Origin of the sequence: Rectinema subterraneum (assembly GCA_009768935.1) — a bacterium.
Taxonomy (GTDB): Bacteria; Spirochaetota; Spirochaetia; order Treponematales; family Rectinemataceae; genus Rectinema; species Rectinema subterraneum.
In genome coordinates this window covers 1-25,277 of record WESA01000009.1, presented here as the reverse complement: position 1 = coordinate 25,277, position 25,277 = coordinate 1, and the positions used below count along the sequence as shown (strand labels likewise).

24 protein-coding genes are annotated in these 25,277 nt (G+C 52.3%); 18 read left to right on the top strand and 6 right to left on the bottom strand.

Features of this window, described 5'->3' with window-relative positions:
- Positions 1-288: 288 nt before the first annotated feature.
- From GAP13_RS04110 to GAP13_RS04070, 8 genes are all read left to right on the top strand, one after another.
- Positions 289-1,068 (top strand): IS110 family RNA-guided transposase, encoded by a 780-nt coding sequence (locus GAP13_RS04110; protein WP_158906474.1) that lies wholly within the window; start codon positions 289-291, stop codon positions 1,066-1,068.
- Complete coding sequence (locus GAP13_RS04105; RefSeq protein ID WP_158906472.1) at positions 1,069-1,395, top strand: hypothetical protein; 327 nt, start codon at positions 1,069-1,071, stop codon at positions 1,393-1,395. It abuts the gene before it with no gap.
- Between the two features lie 49 nt (positions 1,396-1,444).
- Positions 1,445-2,470: a DctP family TRAP transporter solute-binding subunit gene (locus GAP13_RS04100; RefSeq protein ID WP_158906470.1), complete on the top strand. Its 1,026-nt coding sequence runs from the start codon at positions 1,445-1,447 to the stop codon at positions 2,468-2,470.
- A 72-nt stretch (positions 2,471-2,542) separates the two neighbouring features.
- Entirely contained in the window at positions 2,543-3,025 is a 483-nt protein-coding gene (locus GAP13_RS04095; RefSeq protein WP_158906468.1) for a TRAP transporter small permease, read from the top strand.
- A 13-nt stretch (positions 3,026-3,038) separates the two neighbouring features.
- Complete coding sequence (locus GAP13_RS04090; RefSeq protein ID WP_158906466.1) at positions 3,039-4,331, top strand: TRAP transporter large permease; 1,293 nt, start codon at positions 3,039-3,041, stop codon at positions 4,329-4,331.
- 13 nt (positions 4,332-4,344) lie between these two features.
- Positions 4,345-5,433, top strand: coding sequence for an iron-containing alcohol dehydrogenase family protein (locus GAP13_RS04085; RefSeq protein WP_158906465.1), 1,089 nt, complete (start codon positions 4,345-4,347; stop codon positions 5,431-5,433).
- Positions 5,434-5,540: 107 nt separating this feature from the next.
- A complete protein-coding gene (locus GAP13_RS13195) occupies positions 5,541-7,637 on the top strand; it encodes an FAD-binding protein (protein WP_241864286.1) in 2,097 nt (698 codons plus the stop codon).
- On the top strand, positions 7,627-9,054 hold the full coding sequence (locus tag GAP13_RS04070; RefSeq protein ID WP_158906463.1) for an FAD-binding oxidoreductase: 1,428 nt from the start codon (positions 7,627-7,629) through the stop codon (positions 9,052-9,054). The genes GAP13_RS13195 and GAP13_RS04070 overlap by 11 nt, the downstream gene beginning before the upstream one ends.
- Before the next feature lie 83 nt (positions 9,055-9,137).
- On the opposite strand, the gene GAP13_RS04065 is transcribed toward GAP13_RS04070, so the two are convergent.
- The 4 genes from GAP13_RS04065 to GAP13_RS04050 are packed head-to-tail and all read right to left on the bottom strand — an operon-like array spanning position 9,138 to position 12,749.
- Positions 9,138-9,740: a hypothetical protein gene (locus GAP13_RS04065; protein WP_158906461.1), complete on the bottom strand. Its 603-nt coding sequence runs from the start codon at positions 9,738-9,740 to the stop codon at positions 9,138-9,140.
- 20 nt (positions 9,741-9,760) lie between these two features.
- Positions 9,761-10,297 carry a hypothetical protein gene (locus tag GAP13_RS04060; RefSeq protein ID WP_158906459.1) on the bottom strand — a complete coding sequence of 179 codons (537 nt, stop codon included), beginning with the start codon at positions 10,295-10,297 and terminating at the stop codon, positions 9,761-9,763.
- Positions 10,298-10,317: 20 nt separating this feature from the next.
- The gene (locus GAP13_RS04055; RefSeq protein WP_222126141.1) at positions 10,318-11,781 is read right to left on the bottom strand and encodes a phospholipase D-like domain-containing protein; all 1,464 of its coding nucleotides are present in this window, start codon (positions 11,779-11,781) and stop codon (positions 10,318-10,320) included.
- A 41-nt stretch (positions 11,782-11,822) separates the two neighbouring features.
- Positions 11,823-12,749 (bottom strand): dTDP-4-dehydrorhamnose reductase family protein, encoded by a 927-nt coding sequence (locus tag GAP13_RS04050; RefSeq protein WP_158906455.1) that lies wholly within the window; start codon positions 12,747-12,749, stop codon positions 11,823-11,825.
- 176 nt (positions 12,750-12,925) lie between these two features.
- Between GAP13_RS04050 and pdxS the strand changes: the two genes are divergently transcribed.
- Both pdxS and pdxT read left to right on the top strand, forming a co-directional pair.
- Complete coding sequence (pdxS, locus tag GAP13_RS04045; RefSeq protein ID WP_158906453.1) at positions 12,926-13,831, top strand: pyridoxal 5'-phosphate synthase lyase subunit PdxS; 906 nt, start codon at positions 12,926-12,928, stop codon at positions 13,829-13,831.
- Positions 13,828-14,409 (top strand): pyridoxal 5'-phosphate synthase glutaminase subunit PdxT, encoded by a 582-nt coding sequence (gene pdxT / locus GAP13_RS04040; protein WP_222126140.1) that lies wholly within the window; start codon positions 13,828-13,830, stop codon positions 14,407-14,409. Before pdxS ends, pdxT begins: the two co-directional genes overlap by 4 nt.
- Here pdxT and GAP13_RS04035 read toward each other — a convergent pair.
- Positions 14,393-15,679, bottom strand: coding sequence for a hemolysin family protein (locus GAP13_RS04035; RefSeq protein ID WP_158906451.1), 1,287 nt, complete (start codon positions 15,677-15,679; stop codon positions 14,393-14,395). The two genes, pdxT and GAP13_RS04035, sit on opposite strands and share 17 nt — an antisense overlap.
- Positions 15,680-15,921: 242 nt before the next feature.
- Between GAP13_RS04035 and GAP13_RS04030 the strand changes: the two genes are divergently transcribed.
- Positions 15,922-18,057, top strand: a complete 2,136-nt coding sequence (locus tag GAP13_RS04030; protein WP_158906449.1) for a patatin-like phospholipase family protein — start codon at positions 15,922-15,924, stop codon at positions 18,055-18,057.
- A 90-nt stretch (positions 18,058-18,147) separates the two neighbouring features.
- On the opposite strand, the gene GAP13_RS04025 is transcribed toward GAP13_RS04030, so the two are convergent.
- Entirely contained in the window at positions 18,148-18,687 is a 540-nt protein-coding gene (locus tag GAP13_RS04025; RefSeq protein ID WP_158906447.1) for a hypothetical protein, read from the bottom strand.
- A gap of 159 nt (positions 18,688-18,846) precedes the next feature.
- Between GAP13_RS04025 and GAP13_RS04020 the strand changes: the two genes are divergently transcribed.
- The 7 genes from GAP13_RS04020 to GAP13_RS03990 all read left to right on the top strand — a co-directional run.
- Complete coding sequence (locus GAP13_RS04020; RefSeq protein ID WP_158906445.1) at positions 18,847-19,434, top strand: DNA-3-methyladenine glycosylase I; 588 nt, start codon at positions 18,847-18,849, stop codon at positions 19,432-19,434.
- 119 nt (positions 19,435-19,553) lie between these two features.
- Positions 19,554-20,072 carry a ferritin gene (locus tag GAP13_RS04015; RefSeq protein ID WP_158906443.1) on the top strand — a complete coding sequence of 173 codons (519 nt, stop codon included), beginning with the start codon at positions 19,554-19,556 and terminating at the stop codon, positions 20,070-20,072.
- A gap of 106 nt (positions 20,073-20,178) precedes the next feature.
- The gene (gene thrC, locus GAP13_RS04010) at positions 20,179-21,756 is read left to right on the top strand and encodes a threonine synthase (RefSeq protein ID WP_158906441.1); all 1,578 of its coding nucleotides are present in this window, start codon (positions 20,179-20,181) and stop codon (positions 21,754-21,756) included.
- The gene (gene thrB / locus GAP13_RS04005; RefSeq protein WP_158906439.1) at positions 21,753-22,673 is read left to right on the top strand and encodes a homoserine kinase; all 921 of its coding nucleotides are present in this window, start codon (positions 21,753-21,755) and stop codon (positions 22,671-22,673) included. The genes thrC and thrB overlap by 4 nt, the downstream gene beginning before the upstream one ends.
- Positions 22,674-22,685: 12 nt before the next feature.
- Positions 22,686-23,294 (top strand): methylated-DNA--[protein]-cysteine S-methyltransferase, encoded by a 609-nt coding sequence (locus GAP13_RS04000; RefSeq protein WP_158906437.1) that lies wholly within the window; start codon positions 22,686-22,688, stop codon positions 23,292-23,294.
- A 146-nt stretch (positions 23,295-23,440) separates the two neighbouring features.
- Positions 23,441-24,244 (top strand): dioxygenase family protein, encoded by an 804-nt coding sequence (locus GAP13_RS03995; protein ID WP_158906435.1) that lies wholly within the window; start codon positions 23,441-23,443, stop codon positions 24,242-24,244.
- Positions 24,245-24,354: 110 nt separating this feature from the next.
- Positions 24,355-25,277 (top strand): hypothetical protein (locus GAP13_RS03990; RefSeq protein WP_158906433.1); only part of this gene is annotated, 923 nt, incomplete at its 3' end.

Here is a 25,277-nt window from a genome sequence, read left to right as displayed (position 1 = left end):
ATATTATTGGCAATAAAATGAAGAATGCCCATGTAAAGTTAAGAACTTCAAGAGAATTTCCTACAATTAGCATCGATGATGCATTCAAAATTAATCGAAATTTTGAAAAAAGGAGGAATGATAAAACAGTCGCCGTGAGCTGGTGGGTTTGCTATGCTGTCTTAGACTTAGGTTTGAGGCAGCCCGGTTACTGCTCGTCATGATGAATGACCTGCGAGGTCGGATAGGAGAATGGTGAGAACCCACCGTAATAGGAAGCTGGCTCAAACCAGAGCAAAGAGGAAGGCAATGCGTTTGAGCGTAGGAGTGGATTTACACAAGACACAGTTCACGGTGTATTGGCGCAGGGAAGGGGATAGCGAAGGTCGATTTGCGCAGTATCTGACGAACGAAGAAGGCTACTGTTGCTTTGAAGAAGAACTCGAGAAGGCGTTCGAGCAGGGGCATGAGGTTGCGGTGGTCGTGGAGTGCACGGGGAACGCACGATACTTCAAGAACCGTGTGGAGAAGTGTGGAGTCCGAGTCGTGATAGTGAATACGCTGAAGTTCAAGGTAGTCAACGAATCAGTGAGAAAGACCGATCGACACGATGCGGCTACATTAGCAGAGTTTTTGGAGAAGGGCATGCTTCCAGAAGCGCGGCTTTGCTCGCAGCACAGCGAAGAATTGCGACGCATGCTTAAGGAGCGATCCTCGCTGGTCCGCACAATCGTGAGCGTGAAGAACCAGATTCACGGGTTATTGTTATGTCTGGGTATTGAATCGACGCGCGCAGGTCTTCAGAGTCAAAAAGAACACCGACTAATACAAGACATACTCGCAGCACATGGCTACGTCGGCGGAGCGGTAGATCCACTCTTTGATATATTAGACCGGCTGGACGAAGAAGTCAAGAAATTGGGCAAGTTGATTGCCGAGCTGACGGCTGATAATCCGGTGGTGCAATTGATACGCACGATACCGGGAGCGGGCGTGATTAATGCAGCGACGCTGCGGGCATACATTGACGACATCAGTCGATTTACGACGCCCCGTCAATTGGCAGCCTTTGCGAGTGTAGTACCGTAGGTGCAGAACTCGAATAATCGGGAACACTATGGACACATTACCACACAAAGGTCGAACGAGCTGCACACGGCCATGGTCCAGGTGGTGCTTGGCATGGTGAGACAGAAACGATGGACGGGCAGGTATCGGCTCATAGTGCGCTATGACCGTATGAAAAAAGCAAAGGGGTCGGGGCGAAGCATCATCGCAGTGGCCCGTGCATTGAGTGAGATTTTGTGGCACATGCTCACTCAGAACGAACCGTTCGACGAAGCGAAGATGATTGATCCGAAAATACGCCGAAAGGCAGTGGAGATGCAGGCGGCAGCATTCGATGTCGTCGCATAATCGATGAGCCAACTTTGGCTCACGGTTGACTTTTTATAGGAGGTTTTTGATGAAAAACTGGAAAAAGCTTCTTGTGATCGTGGTTTTGTTTCTTTGCGTCGTTGGTGATCTTTTAGCCGAACAGCCGATAGTATTTAAGCTTGCCTTTACGGATCCCCCATACTTGAAGATCGGCGATTTGCAGGTTATGCACCACTCCTACGCAGGTATGGTTGCATTCAAGAGTGCACTTGAGAAACTCTCAAGTGGAAGAATAGTTGTTGAACTCTACCCTTACGGTCGACTTGGCGATGCCAATGAAAACATACAGCAGATTTTCTCAGGTACCCTGCAAGGAGCTACCCCCGCTGATGGTGCTGTGGCACCCTTCTACAAAGACATACAGGTTTTCTCAATCCCCTATGCTTTTGGCAGTGCTTTAGAGGCCTATAATCTCTGGGATGGTCCTGTTGGCAAAGCTCTATTCGACAATATGGCAAAAGTTTCCGGGCTCCGTGTCCTCGCAATTTATGACAATGGCGGATTCAGAAGCTTTTCGAACAACAAGAAGCCTATCAAGACAGCTGCAGACATGAAAGGCCTCAAAATACGGACCATGACGATTCCTGTTCACATGGAAATGGTGAAAGCATTAGGCGCAAGTCCTACGCCAATCGCATGGCTTGAATTGTACAACGCTCTTCAGACCGGAGTTGTTGATGGACAGGAAAACTCTGCAGCCACGATCCTTGGTGGGTCTTTGCAGGAAGTTCAGAAGTATTATACACTAGATGAACATTTTCTCGGATCTGCTATGATCGTTACCAGTGAAAAATGGCTCAAGTCTCTGCCTCCTGATCTTCAAACTGCGATCATTCAGGCTGGAAAAATCGCTGAATACGCAGCTCGCGGAACTTCGAGGGCGAACGATTCACTAGCTCTTGAAGCCTTGCAAAAAGCTGGTGTTCAAATTTACTATCCAACCTCAGCAGAAATAGCAACCTTCAAAGCAGCTTCTCAACAGCCAGTAATCGACTGGCTCAAGAAAAACATTAATCCCTCAACAGTTGATACGGTGTTAAGCGCCCTCAAATAGCATCGAGCATTTTTATGGGAGCGCGCTTCCAAGAAGCGCGCTCTTGCTTCTTCTGTTTAAAAAGGAGCATTCATGAGAACAGAGAAAGGAATTTTTGCTTTTATAGAAAAAATTATCACTTATATAACAGATATTCTTATGGCAGCAAATATTATTTTAATTCTATTGAGCGTTTTCTTTCGCTATGTCCTTGGCCATGCTTTGGTTTGGTCAGAAGAGCTCGCCAAGTTCATTCTTGTATGGACAGTATTTTTAGGCGCTAGCAATGCGATAAGACGTTGGGAAAATCTTCGTGTAACGTTTATTCTTGATAAGCTTCATCTAAATGCTTCGAGGGTTTTCGATATGGTTTTGAAAGCTGTTGCATCTGGATTCATTGCCTTTTTATTCATCCTTGCTCTGAAATCTATTCCCAATGTCTGGAGCCGTGAAATGGCGCCTGCTCTTGGTATTAATATGGTCATTCCTGAGCTAGGTATAATCGTAGGATTGGCATTAATGGTCTTGCAATGTATCGGATTGATTATAAGTTTTTTCATGAGGAGTAATCTGTGAACTGGAGTCGATCATGACAGCATTCTGGATCTCTACGCTTGGACTTATAATATTTATTACGCTTGGAATGCCAATTGCATTCTCTATCGGCATGGCATCTGTAGGGTTCATACTAATGACCAATCCGATGAGCCTTGTCATTGTTCCCTTGAGAATGTTTTCTGGTGTCAATTCCTTTACCTTACTTGCGCTCCCGTTTTTTGTTATGAGCGCAGAAATCATGGTTCGAGGTGGTGTCTCTTCTAGGCTTTTTGCACTCGTTAATATGTTGGTCGGGAGAGTGCGCGGAGGGCTTGCATATGTTAATGTCGTACAAAGCACAATTTTTGGGAGCATTTCCGGAGCTGCTCTTTCCGATGTAGCTGCTCTTGGAAAGATGGAAATTGATGCGATGGTAGAAAATGGTTATGACAGGGATTTTTCCTGCGCTTTGACTGCAGCATCTTCAATCCAGAGCCCTTTGATACCACCGAGTTCGACTGCAATTTTATATGCAGGAATAATGAGCATGTCGGTTGGTGGCGTTTTGCTCGGAGGTCTCGTTCCTGGACTTCTCATAGGTGGAACTCAGTGCCTCTATATCTTATTCAGAGGAAGAAAACTTAATCTGCCCAAGGTGACCTTAACATACGATCGAAAAACAAAAGCGAAAATATGGAGGGATGGTCTGGTTGCCCTAGGCATGCCCGCCATCATCCTCATCGGGATTGTTGGGGGTGTCTTTACTCCAACAGAAGCAGCAGCAGTAGCTGTCTTTTATTCACTGATTGCCGCCTTTCTGATCTATCGCGAAGCAAAGCCAAAAGATATCATTGAGGCGCTCGAGGCTACAGTAAAGACAAGTGCGACGCTATTCATGATTGTTGCACTTGCTGCATCCTACTCATGGGCACTGGGATCCGAGCGAATTCCCGAACAAATCGCAACCTTCATTCTAGGTATTTCTCATAATAGATATATTTTATTGCTCATCATGAATGTGCTTTTGATCATAGTAGGCATGTGGATGGAAACTGGCGCAGCTATCATACTATTCGCGCCGATTCTTGGGCCTATTGCAACCATGGCAGGAGTGTCTCCTCTTCATTTTGCAGTCATAATGATTGTAAACTTAGTCATAGGGCTAATTACTCCTCCTGTCGGAGTTGTACTCTATGCAACTTGTACAGTTGGCCAGACGACGCTTGAAAGACTAGTAAAAGCACTAAAGCCTTTCTATATTCTCAGCTTTAGCTGCCTTCTTCTGATTACATTTGTGCCTGATATAGCACTTTTTGTGCCCAGGCTGGTTGGGCTTGTAAAATAGTGAGAGGTAAAAAATGAGAAATGGCAATCCTTACCTCGGTGGTGGACGTTACATCCAGATAGAAGGTGCAGTACATCTTGTCGGCCAAGAACTGAAACGATACAAAGCAAAGCGTGCCTTTATCATTGGAGGGCATACCGCTCTTTCTATCGCATTAAGCCCTATTGAAACGAGCATAAAATCTGAAAGAATCGATTATCTTGTCGAAGAATTTCAAGGCCATTGCACATTGAAAAAAGTTGCTTCGCTCCGCGAAAAGGCAGAAAGATTCGATGCTGATATAATAGTCGGTGTCGGCGGCGGGAAAGCCCTCGACACGGCAAAGCTGCTAGCTAATGACATGAATCTAAGTGTAATCACGGTGCCTACTTCAGCGGCGACTTGTGCAGCTTTCGCCATTCTAAGTGTCGTCTATAACGATAATGGTGATGTGCTTTATAGCGTTTTCCATAATCGCGAAGTGGCTAGTGTGCTTGTAGATATGGAAATCCTGACTTCTCATTGCCCTACTCGTATGCTTGCAGCTGGTATTGCTGATGCACTTGCAAAATTCCCCGAGATAGCTTTTAGCATGGAATATGCATCTGATTGGGAAAAAACGGTATTGCCCTCTGCAGCGCTCGTATTGTCCAAACACAACTGGGATCTGTTCTTTCAAAAAGGCAAAAAGGCGCTTGAAGATGCAAAAACTGGTAAGCTCTCACCAGAACTAGAAGATGTAGTATGCGCTGGAATTGCGTTGACAGGAACCGTTTCTTCATTGGTTAGCGGAGGTCGGCAGCTCGCGGTAGCTCATTCATTTTATGATTCTATCTGCAAAAACTTTAAGCAACAGCAGCGCAAGTTTCTGCATGGCGAGATAGTATCAGCAGGTATACTGCTTCAGATGCTCGTGAACGGAATGGAATCTGCGCAGATTGATGAAACCAGGAATTTCCTCAGTTCGATCGGAACGCCTGTCTCGTTGCGTGACCTGGATATCGAGCCGACAAGTTTCAATATCGATGCAATCTATACTTACATCAGAACCACAATGAATCTTTTGGAAGGCTGGATGACTGAGCGCCTCCGTGCCGGTCTCAACGGGCTGCTCTCGCTCTGATTGAAAGAATTTGACGATACATCTATTCTACGATAAAAGGCAGGCAGTGCAAACCTTGAAAGAACCAAGAATTCAAAATAAAAGAGGCAATAAGCTGGAGAACCCACGTGCATATCATCGTTACTATTAAACAGGTCCCCGAAACCGACAAAGTCAAAATGGACCCCGAGACAGGTACCATGGTCCGCTCGGGGCTCGAAAGCATTGTCAATCCGCTCGATCTTTATGCGATCGAAGAGGCGCTCGTGCTGAAAGAGCGGTTTGGAGCCCGAATTACTGTTCTTTCGATGGGCCCGCCCGATGCGGAGCGCGCACTGCGTGAAGCGCTCTCGATGGGATGCGATGAGGCGGTTTTGCTCACCGACAGGGTGTTTGCTGGCTCCGACACATGGGCGACTTCGCGCGTTCTTGCTGAAGCTGTCAAGAAAATCGGTGCGTTCGAAATCATTTTGGCTGGCGAGCGCGCGACCGACGGCGACACAGGGCAGGTGGGGCCTGCGCTCGCTGCATGGCTCGGAATTCCGGTGATTTCGTATGCGAGCGGGCTTGAGCTTTTCGCCGATTTGGGGTCTGCAGGCGCAGAGAAGGGCGGCGTGCCTTTCGCACCCTCAACTGTGCGCGCGCGCCGGCTCACCGAAGAAGGCTACCAGATTCTCGAAACCGAAATGCCCTGTCTTATTACGGTGGTGAAGGAAATTGCCTCGCCTCGTCTGCCAACTTTGAGAGGAAAGAAATTTGCCAGAAGTGCGCAGGTGCTTCGCTGGGGTGCGCGCGAGCTTGGCTTGGGGACAGAGGATGCGGGCCTTCCGGGCTCTCCAACCCGGGTGACGAAAATTTTCTACCCTAAGGTTTCGCGCGATGGCGAGCGCCTTGTGGCCAGGGATGAAGAAGGAATTGCGCGTGCGGTGAATCGCATTTTTGCGCTGCTTGAGGAAAAGGGCTGCTTGAGCTCCGTCCCTGAAGCTGCTCTCGCAACTGCTCATCAAGAGCGAACCTCGCTCTATTCCAAAGCGAGCACCACACATGAGAATTTGGAACGTGCGAGCCTAGATCAGGAGGCGGCGCGAAATCATTCTGCCGCAAAACTTTCCCCCACTGAACCTTCTGCTGCTGAACTCTCTGCTTCCAGCCCTGGCGCCGCCAAATCCGCCGTTCCCAAACCCGAAGTCTGGATTATTGCCGAGCGGCGCCATGTCGGCCTTGATAGTGTATCGTTCGAACTGCTCGCCCGGGCGCGCACGCTTGCAGATGCGTTGCACACCTCTCTTGCAGCTATTGTTGTAGCTCCGTCCCTCGCCGATGAGGAAGTGCAAGCCTTGATCGCGTATGGCGCGGATAGCGTTATCGCGCTCGAAAGCCTCAATTTCGATGATTTTGTCTGCGAGACCTGGGCAGATGCTCTCTTTGCACTCGCCAGGGAACGCAAGCCTGATATTGTGCTCGCTGCGGCGACAACCACAGGGCGAACGCTTATGCCCTACCTGGCTGCGAAGTTCGGCACCGGCCTCACGGCTGACTGCACGGAGCTTGCTATCGAAGAGGGAACTGGACTCCTTTTGCAGACCCGGCCTGCCATTGGCGGCAATATCATGGCGACAATCAAAACGCCAAAGCACAAGCCGCAAATGGCGACGGTCCGCCCTCATTCGGCTCAACCTCTGTCCCCGGATTTCGAGCGCAAAGGGATAGTGCTTCGAACTCAAGCTCTGCAGCCAGCCGAATCCCGAGCGGGCACGCAGCAAATCGCCGTCCGAACGCGAGTACTCTCCATGGAACGCAATACAAAAGGCTTTGAAAACCTCGAAGGAGCGCGAATGGTCGTCTCTGGTGGCCGCGGCCTCAAAAAAGCCGAGAACTTCAAGCTTGTGCGCGAACTCGCCGATGCTCTTGGCGCTGTCGTCGGAGCGAGCCGCGAGGCTGTCGATCGCGGCTGGATTTCGTATCCGCACCAGGTAGGCTTGAGCGGCAAGACTATTTCGCCCGAAATCTATCTTTGCGCCGGCATTTCAGGAGCAATCCAGCATCTGGCGGGAATTCGGACCGCGAAAACCATCATCTCAATCAACAGCGATCCCGAGGCTCCCATCCACGCAGTCGCGGATCTCGCGGTCGTGGGAGACCTCTTTGAAATCCTGCCACGCCTTGCGGAGCGCGTTCGCAGCGCGAAGACGGGCATCTCCACGGAGGGCAATCATGCTCTATAACCGCGTTACAGAAGAAATCATACGGGAGCTCGCCGTTATCGCCGGTGCCCGCAATGTCCTTCTCGACCCCGCCAAGCTCGAAGCATATTCCCATGACGAAACCTCCAAAGAAGAATATGCGCACATGCCGGAAGTTGTCGTCACCCCCGAATCGACCGTAGCTGTGGCCGCAATCGTCAAACTTGCGAACCGCGCGCACATTCCCCTCACGCCGCGAGGAGCAGGAAGCGGCCTCTCCGGCGGCGCGATTCCCGTCTTTGGAGGCATTGTCATTTCGCTCGAAAAAATGAATCACGTGCGGGAAATCGATTACGAAAACCTCACCATGACGGTCGAAACCGGCATTGTCACGAACGAAATCAACAATCTTGTCAAGGATAAGGGGCTTTTCTATGCCGGCTATCCTATGAGCCTTGAGACATGCATGCTTGGTGGTAACATCGCGGAGAACGCAGGAGGTGGCAAGGCAATCAAGTATGGCGTCACCTCGCGCTACATCCTGGGCCTCGAATTTGTGACGCCCGCAGGCGACATAGTCTGGCTGGGCGGCAAACTGGCCAAGGATGTGACCGGCTACGATCTTGTGCATCTCATTGTGGGGTCTGAAGGTACGCTGGGTATCGCAACCGCGGCCATCATCAAGCTGATCGGACTGCCTGCAGCCAAATCCGACCTGCTCGTGCTCTTCCGAAGCCCACAGGAGGCAATTTCCTGCGTTCCCGTCATCCTTTCGAAAGGCCTCATCCCCACCGCAATCGAATTCATGGATCGCCGTTCGGTTGAGACGTCCTGCGCGTACTTGAACGAGAATCTGCCCTATGCGCAGTGCGGTGCGATGCTCCTCATCGAAATGGATGGCAGAGACCCTGCGCTTGTCGAGAGCGAAGCCGAGGCCGTCGGCGACCTGTGCATGGAGCAGGGAGCTATTGAGGTATATGTGGCCGATAACCGTACAACCCAAGAACGCCTGTGGGCAATTCGACGCAACATCGCAGAAGCATTCAAGGTGTACTGCCCAGTCCAGAGTCTTGAAGATATCGTTGTGCCGCCCGCATCGATACCGGCGGTGATCCCCGAGCTCGATCGCATCGCTGCGCAGTTCGGCATCACCATCCCCTGCTATGGGCATGCTGGCGACGGGAATCTCCACGCAACACTTGTCAAGGACCCGGAAATGTCCATGGAAGATTGGCACAGAATCGAACCGCAGGCTCTCGAGGCGCTCTATGAGGCAATTTCGAAGCTGGGCGGAAAAATCTCGGGCGAGCATGGCATCGGGCTCAAGCGCAAGGAATATATGAAAAGGTTTATGAGCCCTGTCGAGCTCGAGCTTTTAAAAGCGATCAAGCGCGCATGGGATCCGAACCTCATCATGAATCCGGGCAAGATGTTCGATCTGGAGAAGGGAATCGGCTGATTGCCAGGATGGGCTGAACCATAACCGGCAGCAACAGCCCGGGGCTGCCAGGGCCACGCTGGCCAGGACAACTGAAAGCAGGATCACCGCCGCAAACTCGCGTCGATCGCAAAGAAATTGAAGAAAAATGAGCCACGCTGTTTCAGAAGGTCATAAGCAAAACCGAGCGCAAGCAGACGGTCCCTCCTACGATAGAATGAATTGCCCAGCACGAGCGGCGTAAAGCGCACGAACACCTGGGCTTTCGGAGTTGCGCCTGAAAATCCTCTCGCCCAAAGCTCCGTCCCTCCGCCCAGAAAGCCTATTTCTGCGAGCATGCTCACCCAATTAGGCGGCACGCGATCGTTGATCCAGCGTTCTGCGAGCAAAGAATATCCGAGCGAGACAGCCCCGAGCAGGGAATCGCCGGGCTTCGGTGTGAGCATGGTTACAGCACTGAAATCCAATTCAAGTCTGGGGGTCAGACCCCCTATTAAACCGATCGAAACATGTTGCCCTGGCCCGGAAATCCGCTCACCAGCAGTATCCGCGAAAAAACTCCACTGCTGGATGCTCAAGGAGACATCCTGCGCATGAACTGGCTGCGCTGATGGGGCAAACATGAAAAGCACCGCAAGCAGCATAAGCGCCCGAAGCCTTGCACTTGAGCGGAAAACCCCCGAAGCCTCCATTTTTAAACCCTTCATGCCCTGCTCCCTTCCTCGCCTCAATGCACAAACGCAGTAAGCCGGATCAGCGATGCCCCCCACCCGCTCACTAAACCTTTCGAATCCAGCACAAGCTCTGTCCCCAGGAAGGACACATAGCTTTCGCCAAACCAGAACCTCACAAGCTGCGCCGAAACGACAAAGCCCACCTCGCGGCCGCCAGCGGGGTCGATAAGCATTTCCGCCGAAACCGCAGGCGCATATTTCCATTCGCGCACAAAAAACGAGGAATGAGCTGTTCTTGCCATATAGCGAAGCTCAATCCCGATATTCAGCATCAAACCAGAAAAGTCCAGAGGATTGACCGGCACCAGCGCACCCAAAAACCACGCCGGCTGAATCCCCTTCGGCGGGAAAGGGTCAAATAGCAGCCCTGCGCGCATATACTCGCCATTATCAAAGCCTTTTGCAGCAAAACCCTCGGTTCCTACAACAATTCCGACATGCCAGGGCTCTGCAGCGTAGACCATACCCGAGCTAGCTGCCACATAGCACATAAGCATTATAAAAATCACGAAGCGCATAGAATGCTTCATATTTAGCAAACGCTCCATTCTCATCCTCCAGGCACAGAAAGAAGATAACTCATAAAATACGAAAAACCCCGCCATTTCTGAGCTTCTTCTATGCTGACAGGGCGCGCCCGTTTCTGCAATTCCGATAAATTCTGGCTCACAACACCGATTGTTCGCTCATTATCGAACACGAACACAATCTCATTCGAGAGCCGCACAGAGCGATAATTGAAATTCGGGCTGCCCAGTGCGACTATCTTCCGGTCCATCATAGCGAGCTTGTAATGAAGGAGGGCATTCCCGGCTGATTTGTAGATGAAAACATGCGCCCCTGCCTCCAGAAGCGGCAGGACGGTGTAGTGCACCGCTTTATCCATGGCAGGACTTATTTGATCATCAGAAAGCATGATGTTGACCTGAATGCCCCGCTGTAATGCTTGCTTCACCATCTGCATGATTGTTTCTGTCGGCATTGCAAAAGCCTGGACGAGCCATACCTCTTCTTGAGCATAATCGAATATGGCGCGATAGAGGGCTTCGATGCTCCGAGTTTCCCCAATGACCTGATTGCCCAGCCACGCATTTACAGCACCTTTATTGGCATTTGGCGGGCAGGCAAGGGGGGTATCTTGGCTGGTCGTTGAGTCCATGCTAGCTGTTTGGCTGCCAGCTGAAGCTTCCGGGCTGGCCGCCGCCGTTGCTCCGATCGAGCCGCCAGCGCCAGTTGCTACCGCCGGCGCAATATCCTCCAGGTTGAGCGATTCTACAGAAAACTGATTCCATGTTTCGGCAAGCGAGGGCGCGAGGGCGCGTCCCGCATCGGGACTTTGGATTTCTACCATCGCATCTTCGTTTCCATTCTGATCAAGCGGCGCAAAAGAATAAATGTTCAGATTGTACCCGCCTGCATAGATGGTCTCTCCATCGACCATGACGATCTTGCGGTGATCGCGCACAAGTAGCCATGGCAGCGCGGCTATGCGCTCGAGCCTCAGCGGATTGAATTCAGCCCATTTCACTTTTGTGCCCCGGAACACTTCCGAAGGCGCGACAATTTCATCATTCCACTTCGGATTGTGGAAAATCCGCTCATAGGATGTCGCATCGAACAGGAAATAGACAGGCACCCCTTCAGCAGCCTTGGCAATGAGCGCATCATAGATTTCAGCATTGAATTCATTTCGGTTCGCCAAAAAAACAAGCACAAAAACAGATTTTTTGGCCTGAGCAATGGTATTGAGCAGCGATGCTTTCCACGATTCTGCGCTGTAATGAATGATTGGCTCATTCGTTTGAATTCGCGAAAAGCCATTCGATTCAAGAAAAGCCTCAATGCTCTGTGTGCTGTCCGCGCCGGAGTTCGCAAGGCTAACGGAGTTCACAAGACCAATGGAATTCGCAAGGCTGCCTGCTCCCTGCGAGGTCGCACATCCGCCAAGGATTACCATTGCTGAAATAGTTGCAAGTAGAGCGAGAACGCCGAAAGCGAACCTATAAAATGGCATTCCGCGGAGCATCGGAGAGTAATAATTCTTCTGCATATGCCTCAGCTGAAAAATGGCTTTATGATATCTCCGATCGATGAGCTGAAATACTTTTCCTGGCGCCAGCCGAGTGATTCGAGGAGCGATGTATCCATGCGGCAGTCGCGCGGTCTTGGAGCGCCTTTTGGAGGCGAGGGATCGGGGCGGATATGGCTGGCATCGATACCCAGGGCGGCAGCCATAGCCTTTGCCATTTCATATTTGGTGTATGCTTCCTTTCCAGAAAGCAGAAAACGCGGAAAGGGACCGCACGCTGCCGTGCGCTGCATGCAGGCTTCGACAATAGCCATAATTGCTGTCGAAACATCATCGACATGCGCAGGATACCGGTGCGCCCAATGCTCGATATTTCGCGGCTCGGTCGACTTGAGCGCAAGGGCGATCTCGGTTACCGAAGATTCTTCGAGATATTCTACTGGACCATACAGAATGGGAATGCGCAAAACCGCACCCACGCTCCGTCCTCCGAAAGCCCGCACGATACCCGAAAGCGCAGTCTCTGCAACTTTTTCCGCTTCAACCTTCATCCGGCCATATTCATTGAGCGGATGTACCGGAGAATTAGGGAAATACGGAGGGGCCGAACCATCAAACACATAGTCTGTCGATATCAAAAGCAGAAACACCCCGCGCTTTGCGCATTCCCGAGCAATAATCTGCGTGGCATCGATATTGATTGCCCTGGCTCGCTCTAAATCTGTATCGACAATATCGGGTCGTCGCTCCGCAGCCAGATGAATCACCACATCAGGCCTGAAATGCGCAAAAAACAGCGCGACCGAGCGCTCCTCTGTCAAATCAAGCTTTTCGAGCGGTGCCTTTGCGCGCGAAAACGCCACGCCCTTCGTTTCTATATTCGGGTAGCTCGCAAGCAGCTTCATAAGCGAGCGTCCGAGAAGCCCTGAGGCGCCGGTTACCAGCAATTTCATACTGATGAAGATACCACACTCCGTGTTCTGGAGAAAGAACCTCCAGCCGGCACCCCCCTCAGCTTCCAGACCTGCCAAAGCTCGCCGCCCTTGCGCAAACCGCCCTTTTTCGCTAGTGTATATACTTGCAATTCGGCACATTCCTTCCGCACGGCGAAAAGCGAGGAGATAACAATATGGAACAGAATTTTTGGTCCAGCCGCCAGAGCGAGCAGTGGCGCATCAAGGTTGGACTCGCGGAAATGCTCAAAGGCGGCGTCATTATGGATGTCACAAATGCAGCACAGGCAAAAATAGCCGAAAAAGCCGGCGCATGCGCTGTCATGGCCTTGGAACGCGTTCCCGCGGATATCCGCGCGCAAGGCGGCGTAGCCCGCATGTCCGATCCGAAAATCATCAAAGAGATCCAGGACGCTGTTTCCATACCGGTCATGGCGAAATGCCGCATCGGCCATTTTGTCGAGGCGCAGATACTCGAAGCCCTGGGCGTCGACTTTATCGATGAATCCGAAGTGCTGACGCCGGCTGACGATCGCTTTCATGTCTACAAGCACAATTTCAAAGTTCCATTTGTCTGCGGCTGCCGCGATCTCGGCGAAGCACTCCGCCGTATCGGCGAAGGCGCGGCAATGATCCGCACTAAGGGTGAAGCAGGAACCGGCGACATCATCGAAGCGGTGCGCCACATGCGCACCGTGCGCGACGAAATAGCCCGCCTGACTCGCCTGCCTGATGAAGAGCTCATGACCGCCGCAAAAGAGCTCGGCGCCCCATTTGAACTTGTCTGGGAAGTAGCCAAGACCGGAAAGCTGCCCGTGCCGAATTTCTCCGCAGGCGGCGTTGCAACCCCCGCTGATGCTGCCCTTATGATGCAGCTCGGCGCAGAGTCGGTCTTTGTCGGTTCCGGCATTTTCAAATCCGGCAACCCGGAACGCCGCGCAACCGCAATTGTTTCCGCAGTCGTGCACTACAAAGATCCCAAAATTCTTGCGGAAATTTCCGAAGACCTCGGGGAGCCGATGGTCGGTATCGGGCTCGATGAGCTGAACGAAAATCAGAGAATCGCGGGGAGAGGCTGGTGAGTAGTTCTCGCATTGGAGTGCTCGCGCTGCAGGGAGATTACGAAGCGCACCTGAAAGCGCTCGCGCGAGCCAGCGAAAACGCTGTCGAAACCATCGAGGTGCGTCGTCCTGCTGATCTTGAATCCATAGCTGCGCTCATTATCCCGGGGGGCGAGAGCACCGTCATGGGCATGTTGCTTGAGCGCTTCGGCATGTTCGAACTGCTCAAATCGCGCATTGCGAACGGAATGCCTGTTTTTGCTACCTGCGCTGGAATCATTCTTCTTGCGAAGAACATCGAAGCCAGCGAGCAAACTCGCCTCGGCGTTCTCGATGTCACTGTCCGGCGCAATGCCTATGGCAGACAGGTCGACAGCTTCCATGCGCCAGTGCAGACGACAATTCCAGAAATCGGCACAATTGATGGCGTGTTTATCCGTGCGCCGAAGATAATCGCCTTAGGCCCAGGTGTCGAAGTGCTCGCTGTCTATCAGGGCGACCCTGTTATGGTCAGGCAGGGAAACATTGTCGCCGCGACATTCCATCCCGAACTGCTGCCCGGCGCACCAGTGCATCGCTGGTTTATTCAGTCTTTTTGACCAGCACCTTGTCGATGCGCTTGCCATCCATATCGACTACTTCGATAGAGAGAGGCGGCCATTCAATCGTATCTCCCGCCTTCGGAATGGTTCCTGTTCGATGCAGCACGAAACCGGCCACCGTATCGTAATCCTCGCGCGAAAATTGCTCGACATTAAGCTCGAGAGCTTCCGCAAATTCATCAATGGGCATCGAGCCATCAACGAGGTATGAGCCATCGCTTCGCTTGAAAATCTGTGGTTCTTCCTGCTGCTCGATTTCGGAAAGATTCGCCACTACCTCAAGCAAATCCCCAATCGTGACAAGCCCGGAAACGCCGCCATACTCATCCACAATGAGCCCTGCGGATTTTTTCGCATTCTTGAGAATGCCAAGCGCCTGCAAACCGGAAAAACTCTCCGGAATCATGACTGCCGATTGCATGCACTCCCGGATTCCTGCAAAGCGCCCCTGTGCAAGCCGCGTAAGCGCACGCTTTACTTCGAGCATGCCAATCGCATGATCCAGATCCCCCTCGACCACCGGCAAATACCCGAACTCCGCATGTTCGATGATCGCGCGCACATGCGCTTCGCGCGAATCCGCCGTGTCCAGCGCTACCACATCCGTCCGTGGCGTCATAAACATCGTGACCCGCCTGTCATCCAGATTCAGCACCCCTTCCACCATCTCGCGCTCGGCGGTCTCGAACACCCCCGATTCCTCACCCTGTTCGACAAGGATTTTCACTTCCTCGGGCGTAATCGCGGATTCTGCGGCGCGATGAAACCCCATAAGCCTGACCAAACCATCAGTGGCCGCCGACAGAAGCCTCACCACCGGAAAAAAGAGGACACTCAGAAAATGCATCGGCCGAATGGTAAATGCTGCAATCTGCTCAGGATTGTGCAGCGCAATCGATTTCGGAACGAGCTCCCCGATAATGACTGATAAAAATGTAATCGCGAGCACCACCACCGCAATCGAAATCGAAGCGGCATATTTTTCGAGCGCAGGGAAAGTGGCGAGCCAAGCTGCAAGGCGCTGGGAAATCGTGGTACCGCTCACTGTGCCGGTTAGAATACCGATGAGCGTGATTGCAACCTGGATTGTCGAAAGATAGCGGCTCGGTGACTCGCGCGTCTTGAATGCAAGCTGGTACGCGCTCTTGCCTTTATCGGCTTCCGACTTGAGCCTCGCCTTGCGCGACGAAACAAGCGCCATCTCGGAGAGCGAAAAAAAACCATTCAGAAGAATAAGCAAAAGCAGCACAAGAAACTCAGTTGGCATAGACTACTCCGAAAAATAACCAGATGGCAGCTTGCCGGGTTTTACACTGCGCAGGGCCGTTTGCGCGGAGTCCAGGCAGGTATGGCGCGGCTTTCAAACAGCTGAAAGGGTTCTCAGCAAGGTCGCCATTTCTCTGCGAGTCATCACTTTGCATGAAAAGAGAATAGCAAGAAACTTCGTATGCTGTCGAGCATTTTGGAAGTCTTTATTCCTGCGCTTTTTCTGGTATATAGTGAGCACACATGAAGCCACCGAAAAAAAGTGCTCTTGAGGGGCTCTATATTCTGCTCTTACTGTTCGTACTCGCACTGATCCACCCATTTCCTCAGACATTGGGCGCCCAGGAGAATGAGCCAGCGCGGGACCCTGTGACTGCTTCGTTCGACCAGGCCTTCGCCGACGGGGATCCAGTCAGAAATGTTATTGAGCCTGTTTTCGTTGGCGAGGCAGGGTTTGTGCAAAGGCTGAACATCCGCACAACCCGCTCCGGTACGCAGGGCAGTCCAACAGATGCACAAGCTTCCGTGCACCCCCCGCTCGGCCTCGTCCTAAGCGGAGGCTCAGCCCGCGCCTATGCGCATATAGGTGTCCTGAAAGAACTCGAAAAAGCCGGCATCTACCCCGATTTCATCGTCGCCAATTCCATGGGAGCGATTATCGGCATGCTCTATGCCGCAGGTTTTTCGCCCGATGATATCCAACTGCTCATTCATGCAATCCCGCTGGATTCCTATTTCGATATCGTACTCCCTACAAATGGCGGGTTCATCAATACAGAAGCCTTTGCGGCAGCGATGCGCATGCTGGTCGGCAATCTGGACATTTCCGAAACTGCTATCCCAATTATAGTCACTGCGGAAGACCTTCCCTCGCGGCGGCAGATATGGTTTGCGGAAGGCTCATTCGAGCGCATTATGACTGCAGCTTTTTCTATGCCTGCCGTGTTCGAGCCGCAGCATGTTGGCAATTTTATTCTTATCGATGGGGGAATAGCGGCCATTGTTCCCATTGAGCCTGCTCAGCGATTCACCGACAGACTCATCGTATCGACTGCGCTCTATAACCGCGCCATGAGCTTTTCCAACCCGCTTACGGTAGTAAATCGAGCTATTGATATCGGAAAGACGCGCACAAGTATGGGCGCTCTGGAAAAAACAAGCGCTTTTATCATCCGCAACGATGTCGAGACCCTCTCCTACATGCAATTTAGCGATCCCAATCTTATCATCGCGAGAGGAGAAGAAAGCGCTGCGAGAGCCATTGCCGCCCTCGATGCACAGGAGCGCGCCCAGCTTGAAAATCCGCCACCGCCCTCACTTGTGGAATTGCGGGCTCGCATGCACCAGAAACTTATAAAGACTATCGAGGCGTTGCGCACTGGTGTTATGCCTGCATCCGCGCCGACAATCCGAGCAGCCCCTGCGCTCAGACTCTTCCCCCCAATTTTGGGCTTCGCGGGCGAAACAGAAACCATTCCCCGCGCTGGCCTTTCCGCAGTTTTTTCAGCATGGAGAACAAAAACCTCTCTATCGTATTTTGCTGCTATCGCGCCGGAGACCGGCAAGCAGTGGGCCCTCGACGGAAGCATCAATATAAATCCCATAGAGGCTTTGGTGATCGGAGCGTCTGCGCGGCTCTGGGGCGATTATAGTAGCACTGCTATACTTGGCCATACGCCCGCAATGTGGGAATTTGCCGGCTCGCTAAAGAGCGCGACATTTGTCGGTGCAACGAAAATCGGTTTTGTGGCAAGTGCGGACGTGATCAGGGAGATCGGCGAAGGAAGTGCGACCTGGCAATCCATCGGGCTTGTGAGCGCCGCATCAGTGACCCCTGGCTTCGATCAGGATGCGCATGCGATCGTGCCGTGGTATTCACTGGAGGCTGGGGGATTCGCGGAAAACACAGTCAGCGCCCAACTCTCTGCCGGGCTGGAGGGCACATTGATGATAGGCCTGCATGCCGGCTTGTTCAGCCCGAGAGTGCGCGGGTTTGCAAAAGTTGCCCTGAATGGCAATGCATTTCTGGAATCGGAATTTGATGGCTTCCGGGGCGGTGCAGCCCGTGCAGCCGCAGCATCCTCGCTGATAACCAACGCTGAGCTGGCCATCGCCCCGCGCAGCCTCTTTTTCGATATTGCAGAGACTGCGCTTGTGCGCAATTTGGAGCTTGCACCATTTTTCGATACAAAATGGAGCGCGCCTGCCGGGGGGGCTGGCAGCTTTGCAATGAAAGACTGGGCGGCCGGCCTATGCTTTTCATTCCAGGCGAGTGCCTTCGGACTTGCTCCAGCAACAATCAGCGCCTACGCGAGTTATTCGGGCTCGCACGTCTTCACTTTCCAGGTGCGGGCAGGCGCGCTCTTCCCGAGCAGATAGGAGACATCTTTTTCGCTATGTCTTGAGGCACAAGCAAAAAGCGCGGTACCACGAAAGGCGCCGCGCTCGACAGACTGAAACCAACCAGGATTACAGCTTGTACCTGATACCAATAGTTCCACCAACTCCCGAAGCGCCGCCGACAAAATGATTGACATAGAACGAGTGCAGATCGATGGCGAGTTTTTCATTCACATAGTACGAAACGCCGCCCCCCGACGACATTCCGAATCCAAAGGGGATGATGCCAACACCAAGGCCAAGACCCATATACCAATCGAATTTCCGCAAGAATTCAGGAAAATCCTTATAAGCTTTGAGACCCCAGTGAAGAGTGGCCATACCTGCGGCAGAAACATCGAAGCCAGATCCGAAATCAAGACCTGCAAGCCCCATGACGCCCATCGTGAGCGGGAATCCGGGAATATCGAATTTTTGGAAAATATATTCAACTCCACCACTCATCCCAAAACCTCTCCATCCATAGCCGATTCCGCCGAGCACGCTGAAATCGCCCTTTTCAGCATGAACATCCGTTGTAACGCCTTTAACAGCATTTTGCGCCAGAACCGGTCCTGCAACGATTATTGCAAGCGCTGCCGCCAACAATGCAACTTTCCACGTTTTCATCGTTTCCTCCATGAGCCGCTTGGATGTATCAGCGTTTTTCGCATATCTGCAGCCCTTTTATGCCAGCAATCTTATTCAATTATACGGGGCTTATACGCAGAATTCAAATAAATCGCGCATTTATTTGCTATTCCTTTATCTATTTGCTATTATTTCGCCATGAATCGATGCCCATGGTGCGGAAGCGATCCGCTTTACCTTCGCTACCACGATGAGGAATGGGGCGTCCCCGTACACAACGAGCGCACGCACTTCGAATTCCTCCTGCTGGAAACGCAGCAGGCAGGGCTCTCGTGGAGGACAATCCTTGGAAAGCGCGAAGCCTATCGAGCTGCTTTTGCGTACTTCGATCCCGAGAAAGTTGCGCGTTTTTCCGGCCCGGAAATTGAGCGCTTTCTGGCTGACCCCAGCCTCATTCGAAACAGACGCAAGTTGGAAGCCGCGGTGGCAAACGCGCGGGCATTTCTGAATATTCAGGAACGCTATGGCTCCTTTGACGCTTGGATTTGGCGCTTTGTGGAAGGCAGGCCAATTCTGAATACCTGGAAGGATATATGCGAACTTCCTGCCAGGACGCCGCTTTCAGATTTAATCAGCAATGAAATGAAAAAAGCCGGCTTTGCATTTGTAGGTTCTGTCACTATTTATGCGCATTTGCAGGCGATCGGCATTGTCAACGACCACCTTGTGAGCTGTTTTCGGCATGAAGAAATCGCGCGATTAGCAGCATCGAGCGCGCCAGGCTGAGCCTTCGACTCATTTTTTTGGCATTCGCCGCATGCCATTTTGCCCGCCTCGGGAAATTCATTATATTATAAAAGAAAGCGGCCCAGCCGCTCATAAGAAAGTTTAAACGGAGGAAAGCAATGCTATCACAGAAAATGATCGATCGAATCAATCTTCAGATCAATCGCGAAATGTATTCAGCATATCTCTACCTCGCTATGGCGGCGAGAATGAACGAAGCAGGCTATACCGGCATCGGAAAATGGCTCACCGTGCAATACCATGAGGAAATGTTCCATGCGATGAAATTCGCAAAGTACCTGCATGACCAGAATGCCACGGTTGCCTATACAAAAATCGACACCCCTGAATTCAAAGAAAAAGATGTCAAATCGCTCTTCCAGCATGTGCTGGCGCACGAGCAAAGCGTCACAGCCAGTATCCGCGAAATTATGGACCTCGCAATTGCCGAAAAGGATTATGCGACCCAGGCTCTTGCGCAGTGGTACATCAACGAGCAGATAGAAGAGGAAAAGAACGACACTCAAATTCTGCAGAACATCGATTTGCTCGGCAATTCAGCCCAGGGCCTTTTCATGCTCAATATCGAGCTCGGCAAACGCGATCCGTCTGTGCCACTCGATTTCAACAAGATTTGAGGAAAAATAATCTAACACACTTGCTACCAATGCATTCTTAATATAGGCCCGCCGCTCCGAAACGGTGGGCTTTTCTCATTCCAGCGAGTCCTGTATTCTCTCTGGTATGGTGATTCGCTATACAAGCACTCGAAATGGCCGCGTAAACGCAAGCATTGCCGAAGCCATTGTGCAGGGCATGCCTCAGGATGGCGGGTTGTTTGTCCCAGTGCAAATACCGGCGCTTCCGCCTGAGGCGCTCAATGAGCCGGGATTATCATATGCTGAGCTTGCGTGGCTTGTCCTCGCCCCCTGGTTCGATTGGTCAGAATACGAGCTCCGTCCCCTCATCGAGCGCGCATATATTGCGCAGAACGCACCTGGTGGCGAAGCTCTGTTCGATGTGCCAGAAATTGTCCCGCTAAGGGCAGCTGGTTCGCTCGGAAATCATCCTTTATTTCTGCTCGAACTTTTTCACGGCAAGACATGCGCATTCAAGGATCTCGCGCTTAGCCTCCTCGGCAGGCTCTTGCAAGAAAGCCTGGAAAAATGCGACATCGATGAGCCCTTGCTCATTCTGACCGCAACTTCGGGCGACACAGGCTCAGCTGCGCTCGCTGGACTCGGCGGGCAGCCTGGCATTCGCATCGCCGTCATCTACCCAGCCGAAGGAACGAGCGAAATTCAGCAGCTTCAGATGACCTCTGTCCCCGTTGAGGGCAGATTGGTTGTCGGCCTGCGCGGCAATTTCGACGACGCCCAGCGAGCAGTCAAGCGCATTTTTCAGATTGCCGGGAATCCTGACTCGCCATTCCATGCGATTCGACTCAGCTCCGCGAATTCAATCAATATAGGAAGACTGCTGCCTCAGATTGTCTATTATGTGAAAGCTTGGCGCGAGCTTTATTTTTCCCGTTTCCTGCGGCAAGGCGAGCCATTCGATGTTGTTGTGCCTAGCGGCAATTTCGGCGATATATTGGCTGCCCGCTATGCCAAAGCAATGGGCCTTCCCATAGGCAAGCTCGTGTGTGCTTCAAATTCTAATCGCATACTGCATGATTTTTTCTCTACTGGCGTGTACGACAGGCGCCGCGAATTTACAAAAACCCTAAGCCCCTCGATGGACATTCTGGTCTCGAGCAATCTTGAGCGGCTCTTGTACCATGCGCTTGAGGAAAATCCTGAGCTTGTCGCCATGACTATGCAGAAATTTGAACGCAAAGGCGTATTTGAGCTTTCTGAGAAAAATCGCGCAACAATCGCTGATTTCCGCGCCAGCTGGGCAGATGACGCCCAGACGCTTGAGACCATTCGCTCAATGTGGGAATCGCACGGCCTGCTCGTTGATCCGCACACAGCGGTTGCATGCAAAGTAGCGCGCGATGTGTATACGAAGGGGACAGAGGTTTCGGGCGAAACCACGGATTCGGCGCCCATTGTCGTCGCGGCCACGGCCAGTCCCTTCAAATTTCCTGCCGCCTGCCTCGAGGCGCTTCAAGGCAAGAAAGGCCCGACAAGCGAAAAAGGCAAGGACCTGCAGCTTGCCTTTGAATTGTCGCGACTTACAGGCCTTCCCGTTCCAAAACCGATTGCTGCGCTCGTCTCTGCCAAAATCAACCATAGCACCATCATCGATGAATCTGATCTTGAACGCGTGCTTACAGAATTTGCGCAGCAAGAAGCTGGCATAGCGAGGATCCTATGATTGAAATTGAAGTTCCTGCAACAAGTGCAAACATCGGGCCGGGCTTCGATTGCCTTGGCATTGCGCTTTCGCTTTCCAATACCGTGCGAGTCGAGAAAGCCTCTGAGACTCGGTTGAAGGGCTGTCCTCCGCAATGGGCAGGCCCCGACAATCTTTTTTTGCGTTCGTTTCGGCAAGCTTGCGCGCTTTTGCAAACCTCTGTCCCCGAAATCGAGGTCGAATTCATCACCCGTATCCCGCCAGCACGCGGGCTGGGCTCGAGCGCATCGCTCGCTGTCGCCGGAGCTGCAGCCGCACTTCTGCTGTATGCACAGCCTAAAGCGGGGACAGAGCTTGATATTCTCAAGGAGCAAAAAAACCAGCACTTGTTGCTCAAAGCTGCCACGGCTGTCGAAGGGCATCCCGACAACGCTGCCCCAGCTATCTATGGCGGATTCACTGCTGCCGCGATCGCCAAAGAGGATATTTCCATTATCCGCGCCGATGCGCCCGCAGAGTGGCGCTTTGCTGCCTGCATCCCAGACTTCGATCTCGAAACGAGCGTCGCGCGCAAAGCCCTTCCCGACGTATATTCGCGAGCCGATGTCGTCCATGCCATCTCGCATGCTGTGCTCACTGCGCTCGCGATTCGCAATGCTGATATATCAAGCCTTGGTCGAGTCTGCGAAGATCGCATCCATGAGCCGTATCGGCGCCCCCTTGTCCCTGATTTTGAAGATGTTGAAAACGCGTGCCAGGCAAATGGTGCTGCAGCTGTGTGGCTCTCGGGCTCTGGCCCGACCATTCTTGCAGTATTTGAAAGCTCTGTCCCCGCTAAGAGCCTTGCCTCCGACATTGCCGCGCATGCGAAACGCAGATGGCAAGTAGTTCCTTTGCATGCTGACAATATGGGGCTGCGCGCGCAAATATCTCCATAAGAGGGGGCAAAAATGATTCCAATACAGTGGAAAGAAACCCAAGCATTTTCAACCTCTGTCCCCACGCGGTTCGGCAGCATCGTGGTGGTATGGCAGGGAGAAGAAGCGCCAATCTTGAGCCGTATCTATCTGCCTCGCAATGATGGTGCGTTCGATAGCCAAGCGCACACTGATTTCCCGATACTTGAGCAATGGAATGACAGACGTCTATTACCTGATCTCATTTCCCGCGCAACAGAAGCTATATGCGCAGCGGCTGAAAGCAAACCTGCACAATTCCCGTTCAAGCTTCTCAGACCCGGCCTGCAGTATTTGAACAGCTTCAGACAGACAATACTTTCACTGGAAGCTTCAATCCCATTCGGCCACGTCAGCACCTATCTCGAACTCGCCAAGGCAAGTGGCAAGCCTTCCGCCTTCCGCGCGGTCGCCAGCGCACTGTCGCACAATCCATTCCCGCTCCTCATTCCATGTCACCGCGTCATTGCCTCGAATGGCTCTCTCGCCGGATATCAGGGAGGACTCGAGATGAAACGTTTTCTTCTCGAACGCGAGGGGGTCCCTTTTTCATCTTCCGGAATGGTGAACCTTCATCTCGCCCGGCTTTGGCATTTTTCTTGATTCGGTTTATATACGCTCAGTTTATTGACTATTGCAGCCGCTTTGCGCAGATTTTTAAATTGTCAGCAAGTCCCGCCACGGACGATCCCGACTAAAACCAGGGCAATGCGTTGAAGTGGCAGCCCGCCTGCAGTATCCTCAACAATATGAATAAAGCTCTGTCCCCCATCGTCATGCCCGCCCTCTTTGTAGGACATGGCCTTGCAATCAACGCTGCGCTCAACAACGACTTTACCGAATCGCTCCGATCGCTCCGAACCCGCCTGCCCTCCCCTGATGCTATCGCGGTCATTTCCGCCCACTGGAGCACCCCCGAAGTCCGAGTCACCAGTTCTCCCTTCCCGAAGCAGATATTCGACAGTATCGAATTCCAGGAAGAATTATATGCGATCAGCTATGCTCCCCCAGGCAAGCCTGATCTGGCCGATACAATCTGCAGCCTCTTGCTAACTGCAGGCATCAATGCAAAAAGCGACTCCACGCGCGGAATCGATTATGGAGCATGGGGAATTCTTGTTCACCTTTTCCCCGAAGCACAAATCCCTGTGGTGGAAATAAGCCTTTCATACCATATCGATACAAAAAAAATTGTCAATGTAGGGAAAGCCCTGGCACAACTCAGAAACGAAAGGAGTTTGCTTATTGGAAGCGGTGCACTTGTTCAGAATCTGTACAAAATTAGCAAGAATATCAAAGCAAAACCCTACCCTTGGGCTCTGGAGGCAGACAGAAAAATCGCCGCCATCATTCAAGCCGGCGATGCTTCTGCCCTTAGCGAATTCGCTCTTCGGAACCTTGAACGCTCCCCTGCGATGCCCACGCCGGAACACATCCTGCCAGCTATCGCAATCCTTGCTATGAAAGAAAAGGATGACCGCATCAGCTTTTTCCATGAATCTTTTCAAAATGCGAGCATTTCGATGCGTTCATTCATTATCGAGCACGGCTGAGCATGCTCAAAGTCTCCCGGCCCCGCAATGTATGCATAGTGTCATGAACCCTGCATATGAATTTGAAGTGAAAGCCTCTTTCCTTGCGTCTATAAGGAGAGGAGGCTTTCATGCATCATTTTCATTTCTGCCCAAACCCGGCCTGTGCGTATCATCAGCACGCACCGAAAGAACGCTGGTTCGTCGCCGCAGGGTTCTATGTGACCAAAACCTTCGGCAAAGTCCAGCGCTTTCGCTGCAGCTTCTGCGGCAAGTACTTCTCTACCCAGACCTTCAGCCTTGATTACTTCGCCAAGCGCAGAATCGCCTATCCCCAGATCGAAACCCTGCTCAGCTCTTCCATGAGCATCCGCGCACTCTCACGATTCTTCTCTGCTTCGTGCGGCACCATCCAGAACCGTATCGACCGACTCGCCCGTCAAGCCATCGCACTCCAGAGCATGCTCCGTCCCCATGCCAATCCCCACGAATCCGTCTGCATCGATGGCTTCGTCTCCTTCGATGTCTCTCAGTACTTCCCCAACAACATCACCCTCGCCGTCACCGCCGATTCTCAATTCTTCCTTGCCGCTACCCATGCCACCCTGCGCCGTTCCGGCAACACCACCGAGGCTCAAAAGCATAGAATGTCCCTGCTCTATCGTGCGTGTACCTTTGAGCCTCGGAGCATCGAACGCTCATTCCGGGAGCTGCTCGATCGCCTTGCCCAGGAACGCATGCCCCAGCTATGGCAGCCTCTCATCCTCATCACCGACGAAAAAAAGGAATATCGCAGAGCGCTGTATAGCCATCCGCTCTTTCGCTTTCAGAATGCAGACCATCGACTGGTGCATCTGACCGTGCACTCCACCGAACCGCGCACCTGGTACAATCCCCTCTTCAGCGCCAACTACATGGATCGCGAGCTCAGAAAGGATCAAGCAGCCCATAGGCGTGAAACCGCCTGCTTTTCCCGCAATGTCGCCAATATGCTCAATCGCTTCTGCGTCTACATGGCCTGGCACAACTACGCAAAGCCCTTCCGGATCAAAGC